The sequence below is a fragment of the uncultured Shimia sp. genome (genome assembly GCF_913054185.1).
In the GTDB taxonomy this organism is placed as follows: Bacteria; Pseudomonadota; Alphaproteobacteria; order Rhodobacterales; family Rhodobacteraceae; genus Shimia.
This window is the reverse complement of record NZ_CAJXIV010000009.1, coordinates 18,997-39,049: the sequence shown is the minus strand read 5'-3', so window position 1 is coordinate 39,049 and position 20,053 is coordinate 18,997. Positions and strand designations below refer to the sequence as shown.

Genomic DNA, 20,053 nt, shown 5'->3' with positions numbered 1-20,053 from the left:
CACAGGGCCAACGGAGGCTGAAACGCAATGACAAAGTCGTATTTTGAGATGTTTTCCCATCGTCAAGCTCCCATCTACACGCCTCTCGGGGCCTGGCGCCGGTGGGTTTGGCACTTTCTGGCCGGCGCAGCCATTGCCGCGGGCGCGGCCTATTTGCACTGGCGCTGGACCGCCTCCCTAAATCCGGACGCATTTGTATTTTCCGTTTTTGTGGCCACTGCGGAGAGTTTGTTTTTCTTGGGTACGTTGTTGTTTTACTTCGACATTTGGGATGAGGGGGATACGCCTTTTGTCGCGGTTTTGGATGGTCATCCCTGGCACGCGCCGCACTCCACAACAACCTCCGTGGATATTTTCGTCACAACTTATGACGAACCGCTTGAAGTGGTGCGCCCCTCGTTGGAGGCGCTGTTGGCTGTGCACGTGCCTCACGGGGTACGGATACGCGTGTGTTTGTTGGATGACGGCGATCGAGCTGAGATGGCTTTGGAAGCGGAGCGGCGCGGCATTGGCTATTTTTCTCGGCAAACCAATGAGGGGTTTAAAGCGGGCAACTTGCGGCATGCGCTGTTGCGCACATCCGGGGATTTTGTGGTGATTTGTGACGCGGACACAAGGCTGCTGCCGACGTTTTTGCAGAACACTTTGGGCTATTTTTGTGATCCAAAAGTCGCCTGGGTGCAGACGCCGCATTGGTTTTACGACCTGCCGGACGGGGAGAGCTGGCAGAGATGGGTAACACGCCAAAGCCCACGTTGGTTACGGGCGTTTCCCAAAGCAGAAAGCTGGTGTACGCGCCTGAGCGCGCGGGTTTTGACTTGGATGAGTGGACAGGGCCGCGTTGGGCGGGATCCCTTTTTATCTGACCCAAGTGTTTTTTTTGATGTGATCCAGCGACGGCGAAATCGAAACGGCGCCTCATTTTGTTGCGGGGCGGCGTCCATTCATCGCCGAGAAGCGGTGTTTGACGCCGCTTTGCGGGACAAGGCACACTCGATAAGCAGGGACGTGACAAAAATTCGTTTGGGCACTCAGGCCCACTTGGCGGCACATCTCTTACAGCCATACCGGTTTCACGTGTCCGAAGACCTTTCCACGTCGATTTTGCTGCACGCAGATCAAGCGGCAGGGTGGACTTCGGTTTACCACCCACAGGTGGAAGCACGCATGTTGTCGCCGTGGAGTATGTCCGCCTGGGCAGCGCAGCGGCTCAAATATGCCGGTGGCACGTTTGACATCGCGATCTGGGACAATCCTCTGTTTCGCAAAGGGTTGAACTGGCGTCAAAAGCTGCATTATGGGGCGACGTTTTGGTCTTATGTGAGCATCCTATGGGCGCCGGTCCTGCTGTTGGCGCCGGTGGTGTCCCTCGTCATGGGATTGGCCCCGGTTTCGGCCTACTCGGTTGAGTTCTTTCAACGATTCTTGCCTGCGGTGGTCTTGGGAGAATTGGCCATGGTTGCGGCTTGTAAGGGACACGCCATTGGCGCTGGACGTGTCATGACGGTTGTGGCGCTGCCAGTGCAGCTGCGCGCGCTTTTTTGTGTGTTACGTCGCCAAACGCCCCAGTTTGCCCCAACACCCAAGTTGCCCGGTGCTGAGGGCACGCCAAACATGCGACATGTCTGGCCGCATGTGACCCTTTTGGCTGTCATGGGGGGCGCGGCCGTCTTTGGTGTTTGGCAAACCGTGCAAAACGCTCCCGGCTACAGTGCGTCACTGCTGTGGGTGAACCTGTTTTGGTTGAGCGTGAACATGAACCTTGTGGTGCGTGCTGTCCAAATGGCGCGCTGGCGGCCACCTGCGCGATTGCCCCATGACCACACAACAGCTCCTCAACAGAGAACAGCGGAGATGCATCATGTCGTCCAGTCCTATTCGAACTGACGCCCCGGTTCGGCCCAATCGGGCAAGCTTTGCGTTCCTCACCGGGCTTTTGCTGACAGCAGGGATTGCGGTGCAACAAGACAGTTGGGGCCGCGTTATGCGTGACACCGGCTTGGCGCAACTGCCACAAGCCGAGGGGCTTCAGCCCAAACCTGGTCTTGGAATGACAACACAGGATTGGCGCTCTGCCGAGACGGCTTGGCGGTATTTCGAAAGCCATTACCGGGCTGAAACCGGGCTTGTCGATGCCATCCACGACCACCCCAGCGCAACCCTTTGGGATCAAGGCAGCTATCTTATGGCGCTTCTGGCTGCAAAGGGCCTGGGGATTGTGGATGACGGCAAATTTTTAAGCCGCAGCGCCGCGTTTTTGAGCGGATTGGAGCGCTTGCCTCTGTTTGAGGGGCAGCTGCCAAATAAGGCTTATGATACCCGCAGTCTTGCCATGGTGGACTATGCCAACACCCCGGTGCCGGAGGGCATCGGCTGGTCTGCGCTGGATGTGGCGCGGCTGCTTATGGCCTTGCGTATTCTGGAGATCCAAACGCCGGAATACGGCCCGCGCATTCGGGCGCTGCTTGCAACCTGGGACCTGGCAGCGATGACCGCTGAGGGGCGTCTTTGGGGTAGTAGCCGGCAGGACGGCCAAACACGATATCATCAGGAAGGGCGTATTGGCTATGAACAGTATGGTGCACGGGCGGCCGCGCTCTGGGGATTGGATGTGTTGGGCGCAAGCACTGCGCGCCCAATCATGGCGTGGGAAGAGGTGTCAGGCGTAAACATTGCCATCGATCGACGGCGTGCCAAAGATTTTGGAGCGATCACACCAGTGGTCAGTGAGCCTTATGTTTTGCAAGCGTTTGAAACAGGTTTGAACGCAGAGGGGCGGCTTTTGGCCAGTCGGTTGTATCAGGCACAGGAGGCGCGGGCAAAACGGACTGGCAAGATCACTATGGTGAGCGAAGATCACATTGATCAGGCGCCGCATTTTTTGTACGGGGCAGTTTTTGGCAACGGGGCAGATTGGGCGGTGTTGGCCGAGGACGGCAGCGCGCATGATGTGCTCAGGACTGTCAGTTTGAAAGCCGCGTTTGCCTGGCAGGCCCTGTATGGGACCCCGTATACAGAGGAGGTGGTAGGTGGTCTGGATCATCTGGCTGGTGAACACGGCTGGTATGCGGGGCAATATGAGGTGGATGGCCGTGTCAATATGGCGCTGACCTTGAACACCAATGCGGTTGTTTTGGAAGCCCTGCACTATAAACACAAAGGGCCATTGCTGTTGGTTGATTGACGGCGGTCGCAAATCCTAAGGGCAAGAAAAGTGCTGCAATAGAAAAGCTCCGGTGTGGTTCCGGGGCTTTTCTATTGTCAAATCACGGGTGGGGTGGCTGGCGAGCTAAAACGACTGTGTCAGGCGGTCAGTTGCCGCGCTTAAGAGGCTACCAAGCTGTTGCGCTGGCAGGTCGACCTGCATGGAAGAGCGTGTGCCTGCAGGCAGGGTGCGCAGCGCGTCTTGTGTTTGTTGGTTTGGCGTGGACAGGCGCACAAGCACTTCGCTGGTGTTGCTTGCGTTGGTGCCCATGCTCTTGATGGTTTGCACGCGGGCTGGAAAGCGGTTTTGCGGCACCGGTATACCTGCCAGGGTGACAAACAACGGATCCCCAACATGGAGGGTGTCCGCTTCTGACATCGGGATCACAAACCGGGCTTGATACGTATTGGGGGCGTCTGTTTGAATTTGCGCCAAAGTGACATTCCAAGCCCGCCCGGCGGTGTCCGGCAGCCGGCGGAGGCGCTCGATCCGCCCGCCCTGTGGGGCGTAGAGCCATGGATCCGCGGCGATCTCTTCCAGAGACAGCAAGCGAGTGTGCAAGGCAGCGGAGTCCGCCTCCAACGCAGTTAGCTGCTGCAGACGACTGGCCTCTTGAGATTGAATAAGGTCAGCCAATTCAAACTCCACATCGCGCACCACACTGTTGAGGGTTTCCCGCTCCACCGCGGCACGCAGCATCAGGATTTTTTGCACAGACGCTGGCGTATTTTTTGCGCGCAAGACCAGTTCGCGCACGGCAAGCGCGGTTTCGCGTTGCAGGCTAAAGCGGCGGTGCATCAGTTGCTCCCGCGCCAGTTGCTGGTGACGTTTGGCGTTGTGACAGGACTGCAGCGCTGTCGAGAGCGCTTCTCCGGAGCTTGCGGGGGGGAGGGAGGGATCCCGCCAGCACGTGCTTTCGGCTGCATTTTCCGCGAGATCTGCGCGCAGTCGGTGGAGCAGCTCATGGAGCGCAATTTGGTCCAGTCTCGCGAGCTTTTGCCCTGCAACAACTTGATCACCATCAATAATCAGAACTTCTGTCAGAGTGACGCCAGCCGGCAAAACCACGTCAACAGAGGGCGTTTGGCTTTCAAAGGAGCCAACGACACTGCGCGCGGACTGTACCGGAAAGCGGGCGGCAAAAGCCCAAGCGCTGATCACCAAAAGGCTTGTCGCCAAAAGCGCCCATAACACCCACATCCATTGCAAGGGATTGAGGCTGCGCGGCGGGTGAAGATCAAGTTTGGGACGGTGCATCGGCATGCCCTTTGCGGTTTTCCTGCAGCCGAGGATCATAGGTCTTCATTGTGACCTGAAGATAGCCATGCCCTTCTTCGCCACCGGTTTCGACTTCGAGGCTGTCGCGCATGATTTTGGCAAGTGGCGACAAACGCTCGCCTTCGACGGAGGTGTCCGCGGCGACCCGGGCTTTTTGCATGGCGCCAGAGGACAGAGCCAGGCGAGGGTCAATCAAGCGCAGCTGGCACTGTCCCACAAAGTGTTTGAATTCAAACGAGACGTCGTCGGCGTGGAGATTGTTATCGCTTGGCGCCTGGCAGGCCACCGCCAGCATTTCATTGGCAACCATACAGACCGCGCGGCGGTTTCCTTCGTCCCCGTCGCGGCGAAATTGGCTACACAGCCAGGCATCCAGTGCCTCTTCATTGTCCAGCTCTCGTGTGGTGACAAAACGGCTCCAACCGGAAGACAATCGGGCCCGGATTTCTGCAGTTGAGGCAAATTCAATCACGCGCCCGTTTTGCATCATTAACAAGCGGTCGCAGCGTTCCAGGAGCTGGCGGTTTTCGGTGGCGAGCAATGTGGTATGGCCCAGTCGGGCCTCAGAGCGCAGTCGGTCACCAAGGGCCGCAAGCAAGCTTTCGCTGGCACCATCCTCGGGGCGGTCGATCAAAAATAGCCCAGGGCGCAGTGCCAATGCGCGTGCCAGAGACAAGGCTTTTTGCTCCGTGCGAGAGAGATGGCGTACATCGGATGCATTGAGAATTCGAGACACGGTGTCCGCGGTAAAGACCAAAGATTGCAGGGCTTTGCGGGCTCGGTCCAAGTGCGCGTCTCCGCAAAAGCAGGATAGGTTTGCCGCGCCGCCACCCGGCACCGCCAGAGTGCCCGGAGGCACCATCACACTTTGGACGGGGCGGTCTTTGCCAGTGCGCCCCCAAAGAGAGGCGCCTTGCAAGGCGACATATCCTTCAACCTGTAATCCGGTAAGGTCATGTGGCGCGTGCAGGGCCTGCATCAAAAGGGATTTGCCGGAAAAGCTGTCGCCGGAGAGGCCAATCACCTCGCCCGGCTCAACGCGAAAGGACACATCGGACAGAAGGGACGCTCCGTTCGCGGTACGAACAGATAAATGGTGCACTACAAGCGCGGTGTTGTCCCCTTCCGGGTCCGCAGAATAGGGTGGGGGTAAAAGCACAACCTCTTCGGCGCGGCCAAAGCGTTCGGGATCTGCCACGGAGCGTTGGCGGAAATAGGCAAAAAACGCGTCCACAGACCAATATGTCACCAACGCAATGGTGGCGATGGCCGCGATGTTGATGACCTCGTTGGCGGAGAGCCAGCTGGCCACAGCAAAACCTGCGATAAGCGCACCAAGGCTCAGCACTTTCTGCAGCCCTTCCAGTACTGCGCTGTCGCCGCGGGCGGCGTTTGCCAAATCAATGGCTCTTTGATCTCGCCCGGACAGGAAGCTGGCGGCCTCTTGTGGCAAAAACTCCCACATGGGTTCGCGGCGGGTCCATCGGGCGGCCATGCTACACAGAAGCCAGCTCAATACACCACCGATAACAAAGGGGGCTGCCATCAACGGGTGCAGAAAGCCAAACACCCCTCCCGCCAGCACCGCAACAAGGGCCTGACCGGTCACGGCGTTGCGCTTTCGGATGTGGCGGTAGCCGGATAACGCCCGGGCGTGTCCAACATCAAAAATCAGAATGCCCAGGATTGGCACCACGGTCCCCAAGGCAAGTAAAACCGCAAGAATGCGTTGCCCCTCCTGCGCCACAAGTTCGTAAAAAAACACAACAAAAATAGCGACTGCGAGGAGGCATATGCCGCCACCAAACGAAAACAGAAATGACACCCCATGGGTCCACATGGGCACCGTACGATCCCGAAAGGCACTTGGCTCATTTGAAACGGTGCCAATGGCATCCAGGGGTAGGTCAGGCAGCGCGCGATCATGAGACATAAAACAATACCCGGTTACTCAAAGAACATGGAAAGAATATCGATCTTAGGTTAAGGAGGTGTTTGCGTTTTATTTTTTGTTCTTATTTTGTCCAATATCGTTAATTTATGGGGATAATATCGAAGTTGCCAATTCTTAACCATTTTCGGTTTATATGGATGTATTCCGTTTGGAGTGTGTTTGATGAAGAGTGCTGTTGGTTCCAGCAAGCGAGCCCCGATTGTGGGTGTCTTGATGTTCTGTCTTGTGGTGGTGTGTATCACCGGGGCGAGTTACGCAGTGGGCGTGTCTGCGCGCCGTGTGTTTCTGGCTCAGGAAGACGAGGTCATTCCGATCATAGCCGGGGGCGCGTTGGATGAAATCCCCGCCCTTATGAGAGGAAATTTGCCCAGCGTCACCAGTAGTATGGTCATCGATGAGCGACGCCGTGAAAAGCCACCGCGCATGTGCGACATGCCTGCGGACTTCTTTGACGACCTTCGGCGGGGGGAGAACGCCCCGCATGGCTATGACAAGCACAACGCTTACGTGCGCAAGTACCGCAGCCGCCGTGGGTTCCTAAACGAGCGCGACCTGCGAGCGGCGCAGGTCGCGTGGCACTATTTTGAACAGTTTACGCAGGAGTCCACCGGCTTGGCTAATTCCGTGGGCAATTATCCCTCCACCACGCTGTGGGACACCGCGTCTTATATGGCAGGGTTGGTCAGCGCTTATGAGTTGTGCCTCATTGAAAAGCCAGAATTTGACCGCCGCATCACGCAGTTGTTGACGACCATCAAGGGTTTGGATTTGTTTCGCAAAGAGATGCCCAACAAAGTGTATCACACCAAAACCGGCGCAAAAGTGGATTATACCAATAAGCCGGGTGAAATTGGATTTTCCGCACTGGATATCGGGCGCTTTCTTGTGTGGATGCGGATTTACAAAAATCGCTACCCCTATTTGGCCAACACCATCGATTCCGTGCTTCTGAAGTGGGATTTTCGCAATGTGATTGACGACGAAGGGCTTATGTTTGGCGCTTATGTCGACAAGGAAACAGATGAGACGGTCTATGCCCAAGAAGGACGGCTGGGGTATGAGGAATATGCAGCCAAAGGTTTTGCGCTCTGGGGGTTTCGGCCGCGATTGGCCCATCGTGCCGAGCCGTTTTTGACAGCGTCCATTTTTGGTATTCAAGTGCCGTATGATGGCCGCGACCCTCGGATTTTTCACTCCCAAAACTATGTGGTGACAGAGAGTTACCTGCAAGACGGGTTGGAGCTGGGCTTTGATCTCCCACATGACGACAGCAGCCCGGAGTGGGTGCATACCGATGGGTGGCGCGCCGAGTTTGCCGATCGGATCTATCAGGTGCAGGAAAACCGTTGGCGTCAGACCGGGTTTATGACCGCGCGTTCAGAACACAATGTCAAAGGGCCGCCGTATTTCACCTACGATACAATTTTTTCAGACGGCTACCCGTGGAACACTGTGACGCCACGCGGCGACTACGTCCCGGATCATTCCGCAGTGGCGGCCAAGGCGGCGCTGGGTCTCTGGGCCTTATGGGAGACCGAGTACACCGATGTGCTCTATGAGGCGATGATCGAGCTCTACGACCCGGAAAATGGCATGTACGAAGGGCTCTATGAGCGCGGGCAGGGACGGGTTGGCATTTTTACGGCCAACAACAATGGCATTATTCTCACCGCCTTATTGCACAAGGTGCAGGGCACAATTTTGACGCCTTACACGGGCGACACTGAGGTCTGGTACACCGCGTTCCGCGATCAAGACATACGATTGCTGCGCCATTATCCGGATCCCCCCCAGAAAGACGACTGGCTGCCGGCTTTGCGTCATTCAGTACAAGAGAAGGCTGATTTCTAATGCGACATACCATGCAGGTACTAATTCTCTCCTTGGCCGCTTCGACCGGCGCCGCGTCCTTTGTGGCGGCGCAACCAGCATTGGGTCAGGATCGGAGCGCTGAGGCGTTTGCCTCGGAAAATGCCATCCTGGATACGGCCATTCCTTTTGCGATTGGCGCGCGGGAGGCGCGACAGGCGCTGCGGGGCGCGTTTGGCTGGCCCAGCTTTCAAGAAGGGTTGGTGCAAGGGGTGTATTTTCGGTTTGACCCAGACGGGTACGCGCGGTTTGCCCCTACGCCGCGGTTGGATGTGGACGTGTTTGAGGTGATCTGCCGACCGCGCACCTTTGCGTGTGCGGCGCGTAAAGACGGGCTTGAGGTGTTCCTGACGGAGCGGGGGCAGCTGCAGATGCGACTGGAACACGCGTTGGCTGGCGACATGTTTTATGTGTCTGAGGGCGTCTCGGAGATACAGGTGCCAGAGCGCATCTTACAGCCATTAGATGTGCAACTTGAATTGCTTTTGGGCGCGGGTGGGGAGCTGAGCACCCGGCGGGGGGCCACCGAAGTTGGGCGGGTGTCGCTCAAAGGGTTTTCGGCTGTTACAGCCTATTTGCGATGGATTGCCGCGCGGCAGGATTATTCGGTGTTGCCAAGAGGGTGGCCCGTGCCAAATGCAGAGAGCGCTGGGGGAATGACACAACCGGCGGCGTGGAACTCTCCGATGCCACAGCCGCAAGTGGTTGCGCCGGGGTACGGAACCCCAATGACAACCGGGATTGCGCCGGCAACCTCGGCTGCCCCACTCACGTACTCTGCGCAAGCGCCGCAGACCACCTTGGTGCAAAGCAACACTCTTCCGCCCCTGCAAGTGCAACCATTGACGATCCAGCCGGTACTGTCACCCTACAATGCGGATGCACCAAACGTGCTAGATGCTGAAACTTTGCGACGAGAATTGGCCACGTTGAAAGACTTGTTTGTTGAGGCACAAGAGGCGGGCACGATGCGTGCCAGACCCTCGGAGCAGTTTTCGCAGCAAGGTGCTGAGCCTATTGGCCCACCATCGCAGGCCGAGTTGAACAAGCTGTTTGAGGCGATGGAGCGGCTGCAGGTGCGGGTGTCTCAATTCCAGCCCAATGCACCAGGTGTGTTTGCCGCATTAAGCAACTCAGCTCCGCAAGTGCATTTGGGCAATCCGGGACCAGACGGCGCGATGTCGGGTTCTTCTGCGCCAGATCAGGATCAGAACAGCGCCCGCATGACCTATTTGGTTCAACACCTGGGATTTGATGCACAGACAGCGCAGGCAATTTTGCTGGCGAATCCAAACAATGGGGCCAAACCCTCTCAGGTTGGCGCAATTCCAGTGCAAAGCACCGAGACAGAAATTGCTGCAACACCGTCGCATGTTTTGTTTGAAAACGCGATGGTGGATCAAATTCTGGCAGAATTGGAGGCCGAAATGGCCGCCGCCGGTACGGTGGCACGCCAAGGTACAGCGTTGTCGGGGCAGGCGTCAGTGGAAGAGTATCAACTGTTGTCGCGGTATTTTGTGTCCGCGGCGCTGCCAGCTTTGTTGTCGCGCACAGGGGCTGGGCATGTGTCGCAGCCGTAAGGTCTCGGTTGGCGTTCGGCAAAGGCCGCGAGCGCTTTGGCTGTCGGGTTTGACATGTGTATTGGCATCGGATGAACGATCGTTCATGGATTTGCCTCGCAAGGGGGGGGCATCCTGAATGTCCGGACGGGGCGCAAAGCCCTTGCGTAGGTTGGCCTACATTGGCTAGGCCTATGCAGGCAATAAACTTGTCTGGACACAATGGGTTCCATGCTGCGGTCTTATCTCTCTGTACTCGTTCTGGCGACCGGCATCTTCGGCGCGGCTGTGTCGCCTATCCGGGCTGAACAGATCAGCATTTTTGCCGCCGCCAGCTTACATGAAGCGGTTTCAGACATAATTTCCCGGTTTGAAGAGAAAAGCGGACATATGGTCACCGCTTCGTTTGCCGGATCTTCCACCTTGGCGCGGCAGATCGCATACGGGGCGCCTGTGGATGTGGTAATGTTGGCAAATGTCAATTGGATGACGTACTTGGACGACAAAGGCTTGCTGGCCGAAAATTCCCAAAGCACGATATTTGGCAATGAGTTGGTGCTTGTGGTTCCAGCAGATGCGGCGGTCAATTCCGATGTGACGGATAGCAGTGAATTGTCCGAATTATTAAAGACTGGTAAACTGGCGATGGCTCTGGTTGAGGCGGTGCCCGCGGGCATTTACGGCAAAGAGGTTTTGCAATCCCTTGGGCTCTGGGAGGCTACTCGACCCAAAGTGGTTGAAACAGATAATGTACGTGCGGCCTTGGCGCTGGTTGCACTGGGTGAAGTGGCCGCAGGGATAGTGTATGCCACGGATGCAGCGGTGAATGATCGTGTACGGATTGTCGCCCGGTTCTCGGCGGGTTTGCACAGTGAGATTGTTTACCCTGCCGCCGTGATAACGGGGCAAGATCGGCCTGAAGTGGTTGAATTTATGGACTATATGGAAAGCGATGCGGCAAAAGACGCCTTTGCCAATCGTGGGTTTGTTGTGTTGGAGGGTACACAATGACCGAGTGGTTGGGGCCGCAGGAATGGGCCGCAGTGGGGCTGTCTCTGAAAGTGGCATTTTGGGCAATGTTGGGGGCTGTATTGCCGGGAGTTTTTGTCGCCTACGCACTCGCGCGCTGGGACTTCTTCGGTAAGCAATTTGTTAACGTTTTGGTGCACTTGCCGCTTGTACTTCCACCGGTTGCAACCGGGTATCTGTTGCTGGTGACATTTGGCACGCAGGGGTTTATTGGCAGCGCGCTTAAAGAAATCGGTGTGGTGTTTGCCTTTCGTTGGACGGGGGCAGCCTTGGCGGCAGCCGTTATGGCGTTTCCTCTGTTGGTGCGCTCGATCCGGCTTTCAATCGAGGCGACTGATCCCAAGCTGGAGCAGGCGGCTGCCACGTTGGGGGCATCGCGCTTGTGGGTGTTTGCGACGGTCACATTGCCGTTGATGTTGCCAGGCTTGCTGGCCGGAATGGTGCTCGCGTTTGCCAAAGCGATGGGCGAATTTGGGGCAACCATCACATTTGTCAGCAATATTCCCGGCCAAACGCGGACCTTGCCAAGTGCAATCTACGCGTTCTTGCAGGTGCCCGGCGGAGAGACCGCGGCGATGCGGCTTGTGGTTGTGAGCATCATTGTTGCTGCGGGAGCGTTAATTCTGTCTGAAGTGCTTGCGCGTCGCATTGCCAAGAAGGTGGGGCAGGTATGAGTGTTGAGGTGCAAATCCGGCAAAATTTTCAAGGCTTTGATCTCGATGTGGGCTTTGAGGCACCGTCCGGGCTGACAGTGTTGTTTGGCAGTTCAGGGTCTGGAAAAACCAGTGTGATCAACGCGGTGGCGGGGTTGAGCAAGCCTGCACAAAGTCGGATTGTTGTGAATGACGCGGTTTTGAGTGACAGCGCGGCTGGCGTTTGGGTGCCAACACATCAACGCAGTCTGGGCTATGTGTTTCAGGAAGGGCGGCTGTTTCCGCATATGAACGTGCGTAAAAACCTGTTGTATGGCAATGGGTTGGCTAAAACCCGGCCAGAAATTGCGAGTTTTGTTCAGGTGGTGGACATCCTCGGCATCGGGACGCTGTTGCATCGACGTCCATCGGAGTTGTCTGGCGGCGAAAAGCAGCGGGTCGCGATTGGGCGGGCGTTGTTGGCGCGGTCCAAATTGATCCTGGCGGATGAACCTCTGGCGGCGTTGGATGAACCTCGCAAAGCGGAAATATTGCCGTATTTCGAGCGGCTCAGAGATGAATTTTCCCTGCCAATTCTGTATGTTACCCATTCGATTGCCGAGGTGGCGCGGTTGGCGACTACGGTTGTGGCACTCAAGGATGGCAAAGTTGACCGGGTTGGCCCGGCGGCCGAAGTCCTTAGTGATCCGAGCTTTACACCAATGGGACCACGGGCGGTGGGCGCGGTGTTGGATGCGACGGTGATGCGGCACCACGAAGATGGATTGACCGAGTTATCCGCCAATGGCGTGGCGTTGATGTTGCCGCAGTTGTCTCATTCTGTGGGTGATCAGGTCCGTGTGCGGGTGGCGGCGCATGATGTGATCCTCTCAAGAGAGGCGCCTAAAGGGTTGTCCGCGCTGAATATTGTGGAAGGCAGGGTGCATTCGGTCCGATCTGGTGATGGACCTGGGGCAATTGTCTCTGTTGATACCAAAGCCGGGCGCATTTTGGCGCGGATCACACGGCGCTCTGCCGCAGCGCTGGAGCTGTCAGAGGGCGTGACATGTTATGCGGTGATAAAATCCGTGTCCGTGGCACCGCAGGATATTGGCGCACGTTGATGGCGGAGTTTGTCGCGGTGTTAACCGAGGCAGATTGGACTGAATCCGCGTCGGTAATACGTCTGTATCGCGACTGCATATGAACGGTGTGTTTTTGCGAGCGCAGGGCGCGCGCAACGGTTACTGCACCGCGCGTTGCATCCCTTTAGAGCACGCCAATTTCTGCCAGGGCGCGGTTGAGGTCGTCCGGCAGGACATCGTCATTGGCGCGGTTGGCGGGAAGGTCCGCCGGAGCGTCTTCGGGCTTCAGGTAGCGCCATCCTTGGAAGGGGCGTTTTAGCGCGGCTTGTGTCAAATGTACCTCTGGTTCCAAAACAATGGCGCAGCGGCGAATGCCGTCTTCTCCGATAAACTCGTCCAGACGTAATATGCGTTGACGGCACTGGATGCTGCCCTTGATGACCCAATAGATTGAGCCTCCACTGAGAATTTCAGCTTCTCGTTTAGGCCACATACGTGTGACGTGACGAGGCAGCCCATCAGAAAACCGTGCTTTATTGGCCTCTTGCCACGCAGCAAGGGTTTCGGGGCTCTCTGAGCCCACAGACAGTTTCACAAGATGCACGAATTTATCCACAGTTTTCCCACAGGATTATGCACGGGACACACAGTATATAGTGGGGTTGTTAACCTTCAACCCCAAAATAAAGTGGTCATCTTTCGAAAAACACCATATTTGCCCGTTGTCAGATGACGTAGATTTGATATAGATTAAAAAACCCTAAACACACGCGCAGCACAACCAAGGAATCCACCGATGAGCCGTTTCGCCGCCCCCATCGCAGAGCAAATCTGGGACATGAAATACCGTTTCAAAGAGGCGGACGGTACGCCGATTGACCTGTCGGTGGAAGACAGCTGGCGACGGATCGCTCGCGACCTGGCCAAGGTAGAAAAAGACTCGGCCAAGTGGGAAGAGAAATTCTACGGCGCGTTGGAAGACTTTAAATATCTGCCAGCCGGGCGCATCACCGCTGGTGCGGGCACCGCGCGCAATGTGACGCTGTTCAACTGCTTTGTGATGGGCACGGTGCCTGACAGCATGTCCGGCATTTTTGACATGCTCAAAGAAGCGGCTTTGACCATGCAGCAGGGCGGCGGCATCGGCTATGACTTCTCCACCATCCGTCCGCGCGGCGCGGACGTTATGGGTGTGGCGGCGGATGCTTCTGGGCCGTTGAGCTTTATGGATGTGTGGGACGCAATGTGCCGCACGATCATGTCTGCGGGCTCTCGGCGGGGCGCGATGATGGCGACAATGCGCTGCGACCACCCGGATGTGGAAGACTTCATCACCGCAAAGTCTGATCCAGCACGCCTGCGCATGTTCAACATGTCCGTGTTGGTGACCGATGACTTCATGGAAGCGGTGAAAGCCGATGGCCCGTGGGAGCTGAAATTTGGCGATCGGGTGTATCACACCGTGGATGCGCGCGATCTGTGGAACAAGATCATGCAGGGCACCTATGACTATGCTGAGCCAGGTGTGATTTTCATCGACCGCATCAACCAGCGCAACAACCTCAGCTATGTTGAAGAAATTGCAGCGACCAACCCGTGTGGTGAGCAGCCATTGCCGCCATATGGTGCGTGTTTGCTGGGCTCAATCAACCTTGCACGACTGGTCAGCGATCCGTTTGAAAAGGCGGCGGAACTGAATGAGGAGGCGCTGACTGACCTGGTGGCGACCGCCGTGCGGATGATGGACAACGTTGTGGACGCGTCCAAATTCCCGCTGCCGGAACAGCAGAATGAAGCTCAGAACAAGCGCCGGATTGGCCTTGGTGTGACCGGACTGGCCGATGCACTTTTGATGCTGGGTTTGGAGTATGGCACCGAAGAGGCTGCGTTACAGACCGAAGCCTGGATGAAAGCCATTGCGCGGGCGTCTTATTTGGCGTCGGTGGACCTTGCCAAAGAGAAGGGCGCCTTCCCACTCTTTGACAAAGAGAAATACATCAACGGTGGTCTGGTTCAGGACATGGATCAGGACGTGAAAGACGCGATTGCCAAACACGGCATCCGCAACGCGCTGCTGACCTCCATCGCGCCAACCGGCACCATCAGCCTCTATGCGGGCAACGTCAGCTCGGGCATCGAGCCGGTATTTGCCTACGCCTATACGCGGAAGGTTTTGCAGAAAGACGGTTCACGGACCGAAGAGGAAGTTGTTGATTACGCAGTGCAAATGTGGCGTGACAAGTTTGGCGATAAAGAGCTTCCCAGCTATTTTGTGAACGCGCAGACATTGGCGCCAGCGGCGCATGTGCGCATGCAGGCGGCGGCGCAGAAATGGATCGACAGCTCGATCTCCAAAACCATCAACTGCCCGGAAGACATCGACTTTGAAAGCTTCAAAGACGTTTACATGCAGGCTTGGGACACCGGTTGCAAAGGCTGCACCACCTACCGTCCAAACGATGTAACCGGCTCGGTTTTGACCGTGTCTGAGAGCAGCGAACAGGCACCGGGTGAGCAGCCAGCCGACAATGTGGCTGATTCCGGTGAGGTCATTTACATGGCGGAGCCGCTGGAGCGTCCGCAGAGCCTTGAAGGCGCGACCTACAAGTTGAAGTGGCCAGACAGCGAACATGCAATTTACCTGACGGTGAACGATGTGATTATCAATGGGCATCGGCGTCCGTTTGAGGTGTTTATCAACTCCAAAAACATGGAGCACTACGCCTGGACATTGGCACTGACCCGGATGATTTCGGCGGTGTTCCGTCGCGGTGGCGATGTGTCGTTTGTGGTCGAAGAGCTCAAAGCGGTGTTTGATCCGCGTGGTGGCGCGTGGATGGAAGGCAAGTACATCCCATCGATTCTGGCCGCGATTGGCGGCGTGCTGGAGCGCCACATGATTGCGATTGGCTTCATTGAGGGCGAGGGCATGGGGCTGAAATCTGACCCGCAAGCGGAAGTGATGGCTGTTGGTGGTGCCCCACGTGGCAAAGCCTGCCCAAGCTGTGGTCAGTTTGATTTGCAGATGGTGGAAGGCTGTATGACATGCCGCAGCTGTGGCCACAGCAAATGCGGCTGATGTGATCTGAGATACAGATTTGTGTGGCGTGTCGCGCGACATGCCCAAAGCACCTCAATAGGTCCTATTGAGACGTGATACCAAAAACGGCCTCGGGTTTCATCCGAGGCCGTTTTATTGTCTGGCCGGGGCTGGCCGACTGTGATGATGGCGGACTGCCGCTGCGTTGGGTTCAATTAGAAAGACTGAAAGCCGTCCGTCACAGCAAGTCTTAAAGACCACTGGGACGCCGCTAAAGCAGACATTGAGAAAGACTTGGGTCGGGCTTTATTCCATTTTTTGGGTGGGTTTTACCAGAGTAGGTCGCACTGATTGTGGCCCTGATTGGACGCGTCGGCACATCGCTAGAGGAGAGAATCTGGCAGGCGGACGGCCCGATCCTCTAGGGGCTTTGGATCACAAGGCAACACATTCTGTGGCTTTCGAAGAAGCCGACCTGTGGTGATGTGACATTGGTCCGAGTTAAGAGGTGAATAATTTCAAATGGTTGGAGTTCTCAAAGTGTTTTTGGGAAGTTCTTATTGACACAAATCTCACTTGTGTGAATTATATTTCATCGGTTGATATTTATTGCGGATTCGGGAGGGTGCGCGGGAGGCCGGAAAAGGGAGGTGACTGTCATCTCTGTGATCCAATGCATAGGAGGAGTGTGTAATGGGGATCTTTGGAAAGAAACTAATGGCGACCACGTTGATGGTGTCATCCTTGGCGATATCGGCAGGGGCGGCGCTTGCAGACGATGGTAAGCGTATCGCGTTTTTTGTTTCAGACTTGTCCAACGTGTTTCACCAGTCGCAGGCCGCGGCTGCTGAGAAGTACGCGATGGAGGAGTATGGCGCAAAGGTTGTTGTGTTTGACGGTCAGGCCGACAGTGCGGTGATGACCCAAAACGTTGATCAGGTTGTTGCTGGTGGCTTTGACGCGGCAACGTTGCACATTTGGGATGCTGAGGCGGCAACGCCTGGTGTGATGGACGCGCTGGACGAGGGCATTGTCATGACCTCCTTCTTTAGCCCCATCACCGACACGGGCATTCCAACGGCGCGCAGCGATGAAGCGTCGGTGTCGTTTGAAATGGGCGCCCAAATGGCGACCGCATGGAAAGAGGCCCATCCCGACAAGCCGATTGTGATGGTACAGCTTGGTTGGCCAAACCACACTGAGGTCAACTCTGGACGCACAGCGCCGTTTGTTGAAGGTGTGTTGTCCGTGGATGCGACGGCCGAAAACCTCGGTGCGTTGGACTCCAGCAAAGGCCAGGAGGCGGCCAAGCAGATCATTGTTGACCTGTTGACCCAGCGTCCTGAAGTGAACCTGATCTACTCGGAAGCGTCAAACCTGACCGTTGGCACCATGGCGGGCCTGTCCCAACTTGGGCGTGGCAAGTTTGAAAACGGCAAGCCGTTGACAGAGATCGTGGCCAGCGTGGATTTTGACGCGGTTGAAGTTGACCATGTGTTTGATCCGGACTCGAGCCTGAAAGTGTCCATGGGTTTGCCACCGCTGGAAACAGCGATGGGCCGTATCGACCTGATCATGGACGTGCTTGAGGGTAAGGTTGCGCCGCAATCGGACACCGCTGAAGAGTTCTTCTACAAAGCGTATACCATTTCCAATTGGACAATGGACAAAGCAGACGCGGAGAAGTGGTTGGACAGCCAGTTCGGCGGCTAAGCCAACACTAAGGCGGCTGGCGGTTCTGACGTGACCGGGGATGGGTCATAGGGATCGCCAGCTTGCCAATATTGTTTGAGAATAGCGGCAAGCACACAACGCTGAGGCGCCGCAAGTTGAGATGAAGTGCTTCGAGCCAGGGGGAAGCAGGCATGACCGAAGAGCAGAAAATATCGGTGCTCTCCGTTGACGGGCTGACAAAAGATTATCCGGGGGTCCGGGCTGTCGACAACGTCACATTTTCTATTCAAAACAGTGTTGTGCACTGTTTGGTGGGGGAGAACGGTGCTGGCAAATCAACGCTGGTTAAGATGCTGACGGGCGCACTTGCGCCAACGGCCGGCGCAATGACGGTGAATGGTAAGGCTTATGTCCCAACCAGTCCGCAAGAAGCGCGTGACGGCGGGATCGCAACTTTGTTCCAAGAACTGCACGTGGTTGATGAGTTGACCGTTCTTGAGAACCTGACCTTGGGCATGGAGAAAAGCCGATTTGGGTTCTTTGTGAAGTCGGACCTTGAAGACCGAGTGACCCAGACTTTGGCCACGATTGAGCCTGCGATTGATCCGGCTGCGCGGGTGTCGACCTTGAGTGTCGCACAAAAACAGATTGTTGAGATTGCACGCGCGGCATCATCCGGTGCGAATATTATCATTATGGACGAACCCACAGCGGCGCTGTCAGAGCGCGAAGTGGCGCGTTTGTTCACAGTTATTCGGCGACTGCGCGAAAACAATGTCACGGTGATCTATATCTCCCACAAGCTGGACGAGATTTTTGAATTGGGTGACACGGTCACGGTTATGCGGGACGGCAAACATATCACCACCTGCCCGCTGAGCGACGTGGACGGACGCGCGGAATTGATTGAATTGATGATTGGTCGGACGGTGTTTCAGAGCTATTCACCGCGCGGCAAGATCGGGGACAAAGTGGTGCTCAAGGCCGAAGGTCTGAACACCAAGCTTCTGAAAGATGTGTCCTTTGACATCAAAGAAGGTGAGATCATTGGGTTTTACGGGCTGGTCGGGGCCGGAAAAACCGAGGTGGCACGGGCGTTGTTTGGCGCAGACACCTTTGACGGCAAGGTCATATTTCACGGCAAACCCGGCGGTAAAACACCCAAAGAGGCAATTGCCCAAGGCATTGCGCTGGTGCCGGAGGAACGCCGCACGCAGGGCCTGTTCACCAGTTTGACCATTCGTGAAAACGTGCCGGTGATGAACCTGCCAAGGGTGACGCAAAACGGTGTGTTCAAAGCTGAGGACGTGCGCGCTGCGGCCGAGGAATTTGTCACTCAGCTGGGCATCGCGACCAGTTCGATTGAGAAACACACAGAAAAGCTTTCTGGCGGCAACCAGCAAAAGGTTGTTCTGGCCAAGTGCCTGTTTTCGCAAGCAGACCTGCTGCTGTTGGATGAGCCAACGCGCGGCGTGGATGTTGGCGCAAAGACTGAAATTTATGAAATCATAAAAGACCTGGCAAACGAAGGCAACGCGGTGGCGGTGTTTTCCTCGGAGCTCGAAGAGGTTCTTGGCATTTGTGACCGTGTGTTTTTGATGTTTGACGGGTGTCTTCAGGAAGAAATCGAAAACGGCCCAAATGTGGATATCGCCCATATTTTGAATGTGGTGACCGGTGGTCAAGACGAGGACGCACGATGAGCAGCGTGACAGACACTCTCCCTACACGGCCAACGCGGTCTAAGATGAGCGACGAAGGGTTCATCTCGTCCCTTGTGGCGGCGGTTGCGATCAGTCTCTTTCTGATTGCCTCGCTGTTGGTACCCAATTTTTTCCAATGGCAGAACGTGGTCAATTTGGTCACCAACAATTGGGCGGTGATTGCGCTTGGTGTGGGGGTGTCCTTCCTGTTGGTATCTGGCAATTTTGACCTGTCGGTGGGCGGCATTGTGGCCTTGTCCGGGGTCTTGTCGGTCTGGTTTGCCCAAAGCACGGAGGGCGCAAATGCGCTGTCCACAGGGCTGGGGCTGCCTTATGGGCTGGCGATTGCATGTGCCCTGCTTGGGGCTTTGGCCATTGGGGCGCTGAACGCGTTGTTTGTGGTGCGATTTGGCATCCCATCAATCATTGTCACCTTGGGCACAATGATGGTGGCGCGGGGCATTGCGCAGGTCATCACTCACGGCTCTCAGCGCAACACAAACTTGCCAGAGGCTTTTGGGTATCTTGGAAATCTGAGTGTGTTCGGCACATCAATCAAATTTCCCGTGGTGCTTATGGGGCTGTTGTTGGTGGTTGCCATCTTTGTGGAGCGGAAAATGGTGTTTGGTCGCATCACCTATTGGATTGGCGCCAACCCAGAAGCCGCAACCCTGTCTGGCATTGATCGGGCGCGCCATATCACCAAGCTTTATCTGTTTAGTGCCGGTATTGCCGGGGTCGTTGGGATCCTTCTGGCGTCTGAGTATAAGTCCGGATTTTCCAACCGTGGCCTGCTGATGGAGTTTGATGCCCTGGTCATCGCATTGCTGGGCGGCGTTGCCATTGCAGGCGGCTTTGGCTCCGTGATTGGCATGTTCTTTGGGGCCATCATTCTCGCGGTGGTCACCTCTGCGGCCACCGGATTGGTGCTCTCGCCGGACTGGCAGTTCATTCTCAAAGCGGTGGCCGTGTTCCTCGCGATTGTCACACAAACCTGGGCGCTGGCCCGTCGGAATAAGTGAGTA

Annotated in this window: 14 protein-coding genes; 11 read left to right on the top strand and 3 right to left on the bottom strand. The window is 56.3% G+C overall.

The annotated features are described in order from the left end of the window. The first annotated feature begins 27 nt into the window (after positions 1 to 27). Both QZ517_RS03470 and QZ517_RS03465 read left to right on the top strand, forming a co-directional pair. Positions 28 to 1,887, top strand: a complete 1,860-nt coding sequence (locus QZ517_RS03470; protein WP_294222148.1) for a cellulose synthase catalytic subunit — start codon at positions 28 to 30, stop codon at positions 1,885 to 1,887. Continuing rightward, on the top strand, positions 1,862 to 3,184 hold the full coding sequence (locus tag QZ517_RS03465; protein ID WP_294222145.1) for a DUF3131 domain-containing protein: 1,323 nt from the start codon (positions 1,862 to 1,864) through the stop codon (positions 3,182 to 3,184). Before QZ517_RS03470 ends, QZ517_RS03465 begins: the two co-directional genes overlap by 26 nt. 105 nt (positions 3,185 to 3,289) lie before the next feature. Here the strand turns inward: QZ517_RS03465 and QZ517_RS03460 are convergent, their stop codons facing one another. Both QZ517_RS03460 and QZ517_RS03455 read right to left on the bottom strand, forming a co-directional pair. Continuing rightward, positions 3,290 to 4,462, bottom strand: a complete 1,173-nt coding sequence (locus tag QZ517_RS03460) for an HlyD family efflux transporter periplasmic adaptor subunit (protein WP_294222142.1) — start codon at positions 4,460 to 4,462, stop codon at positions 3,290 to 3,292. Further along, entirely contained in the window at positions 4,443 to 6,416 is a 1,974-nt protein-coding gene (locus tag QZ517_RS03455; RefSeq protein ID WP_294222139.1) for an ATP-binding cassette domain-containing protein, read from the bottom strand. The genes QZ517_RS03460 and QZ517_RS03455 overlap by 20 nt, the downstream gene beginning before the upstream one ends. A gap of 183 nt (positions 6,417 to 6,599) precedes the next feature. Here QZ517_RS03455 and QZ517_RS03450 point away from each other — a divergent pair, with 183 nt between their 5' ends. From QZ517_RS03450 to modC, 5 genes are all read left to right on the top strand, one after another. Then, on the top strand, positions 6,600 to 8,288 hold the full coding sequence (locus QZ517_RS03450) for a DUF3131 domain-containing protein (protein ID WP_294222137.1): 1,689 nt from the start codon (positions 6,600 to 6,602) through the stop codon (positions 8,286 to 8,288). Positions 8,289 to 8,299: 11 nt separating this feature from the next. After that, positions 8,300 to 9,886 (top strand): hypothetical protein, encoded by a 1,587-nt coding sequence (locus tag QZ517_RS03445; protein WP_294222134.1) that lies wholly within the window; start codon positions 8,300 to 8,302, stop codon positions 9,884 to 9,886. 210 nt (positions 9,887 to 10,096) lie between these two features. After that, positions 10,097 to 10,876, top strand: a complete 780-nt coding sequence (modA, locus tag QZ517_RS03440; RefSeq protein WP_294222131.1) for a molybdate ABC transporter substrate-binding protein — start codon at positions 10,097 to 10,099, stop codon at positions 10,874 to 10,876. Then, on the top strand, positions 10,873 to 11,568 hold the full coding sequence (modB, locus tag QZ517_RS03435; protein ID WP_294222128.1) for a molybdate ABC transporter permease subunit: 696 nt from the start codon (positions 10,873 to 10,875) through the stop codon (positions 11,566 to 11,568). Before modA ends, modB begins: the two co-directional genes overlap by 4 nt. Then, on the top strand, positions 11,565 to 12,650 hold the full coding sequence (modC, locus tag QZ517_RS03430; protein WP_294222125.1) for a molybdenum ABC transporter ATP-binding protein: 1,086 nt from the start codon (positions 11,565 to 11,567) through the stop codon (positions 12,648 to 12,650). The genes modB and modC overlap by 4 nt, the downstream gene beginning before the upstream one ends. A 145-nt stretch (positions 12,651 to 12,795) precedes the next feature. Here the strand turns inward: modC and QZ517_RS03425 are convergent, their stop codons facing one another. Continuing rightward, on the bottom strand, positions 12,796 to 13,227 hold the full coding sequence (locus tag QZ517_RS03425; protein ID WP_294222122.1) for a DUF1489 domain-containing protein: 432 nt from the start codon (positions 13,225 to 13,227) through the stop codon (positions 12,796 to 12,798). A 180-nt stretch (positions 13,228 to 13,407) separates the two neighbouring features. On the opposite strand from QZ517_RS03425, the gene QZ517_RS03420 reads away from it, so the two are divergent. The 4 genes from QZ517_RS03420 to QZ517_RS03405 all read left to right on the top strand — a co-directional run bounded on the left by QZ517_RS03420 (position 13,408) and on the right by QZ517_RS03405 (position 20,050). Continuing rightward, a complete protein-coding gene (locus QZ517_RS03420) occupies positions 13,408 to 15,690 on the top strand; it encodes an adenosylcobalamin-dependent ribonucleoside-diphosphate reductase (protein WP_294222119.1) in 2,283 nt (760 codons plus the stop codon). A gap of 654 nt (positions 15,691 to 16,344) precedes the next feature. Continuing rightward, complete coding sequence (locus QZ517_RS03415; RefSeq protein ID WP_294222116.1) at positions 16,345 to 17,364, top strand: substrate-binding domain-containing protein; 1,020 nt, start codon at positions 16,345 to 16,347, stop codon at positions 17,362 to 17,364. 152 nt (positions 17,365 to 17,516) lie between these two features. After that, positions 17,517 to 19,028: a sugar ABC transporter ATP-binding protein gene (locus QZ517_RS03410; protein ID WP_294222113.1), complete on the top strand. Its 1,512-nt coding sequence runs from the start codon at positions 17,517 to 17,519 to the stop codon at positions 19,026 to 19,028. Beyond that, entirely contained in the window at positions 19,025 to 20,050 is a 1,026-nt protein-coding gene (locus QZ517_RS03405) for an ABC transporter permease (protein WP_294222109.1), read from the top strand. The genes QZ517_RS03410 and QZ517_RS03405 overlap by 4 nt, the downstream gene beginning before the upstream one ends. Positions 20,051 to 20,053 lie beyond the last annotated feature (3 nt).

Bases quoted from the DNA above. Each gene is read 5' to 3' on its own strand.
- modB (WP_294222128.1), top strand. From the start codon at position 10,873: ATGACCGAGTGGTTGGGGCCGCAGGAATGGGCCGCAGTGGGGCTGTCT.
- QZ517_RS03465 (WP_294222145.1), top strand. From the start codon at position 1,862: ATGTCGTCCAGTCCTATTCGAACTGACGCCCCGGTTCGGCCCAATCGG.
- QZ517_RS03420 (WP_294222119.1), top strand. From the start codon at position 13,408: ATGAGCCGTTTCGCCGCCCCCATCGCAGAGCAAATCTGGGACATGAAA.
- QZ517_RS03470 (WP_294222148.1), top strand. From the start codon at position 28: ATGACAAAGTCGTATTTTGAGATGTTTTCCCATCGTCAAGCTCCCATC.
- QZ517_RS03455 (WP_294222139.1), bottom strand. From the start codon at position 6,416: ATGTCTCATGATCGCGCGCTGCCTGACCTACCCCTGGATGCCATTGGC.
- QZ517_RS03410 (WP_294222113.1), top strand. From the start codon at position 17,517: ATGACCGAAGAGCAGAAAATATCGGTGCTCTCCGTTGACGGGCTGACA.
- QZ517_RS03415 (WP_294222116.1), top strand. From the start codon at position 16,345: ATGGGGATCTTTGGAAAGAAACTAATGGCGACCACGTTGATGGTGTCA.
- QZ517_RS03445 (WP_294222134.1), top strand. From the start codon at position 8,300: ATGCAGGTACTAATTCTCTCCTTGGCCGCTTCGACCGGCGCCGCGTCC.
- QZ517_RS03460 (WP_294222142.1), bottom strand. From the start codon at position 4,462: ATGCACCGTCCCAAACTTGATCTTCACCCGCCGCGCAGCCTCAATCCC.
- modA (WP_294222131.1), top strand. From the start codon at position 10,097: ATGCTGCGGTCTTATCTCTCTGTACTCGTTCTGGCGACCGGCATCTTC.
- QZ517_RS03405 (WP_294222109.1), top strand. From the start codon at position 19,025: ATGAGCAGCGTGACAGACACTCTCCCTACACGGCCAACGCGGTCTAAG.
- QZ517_RS03450 (WP_294222137.1), top strand. From the start codon at position 6,600: ATGAAGAGTGCTGTTGGTTCCAGCAAGCGAGCCCCGATTGTGGGTGTC.
- modC (WP_294222125.1), top strand. From the start codon at position 11,565: ATGAGTGTTGAGGTGCAAATCCGGCAAAATTTTCAAGGCTTTGATCTC.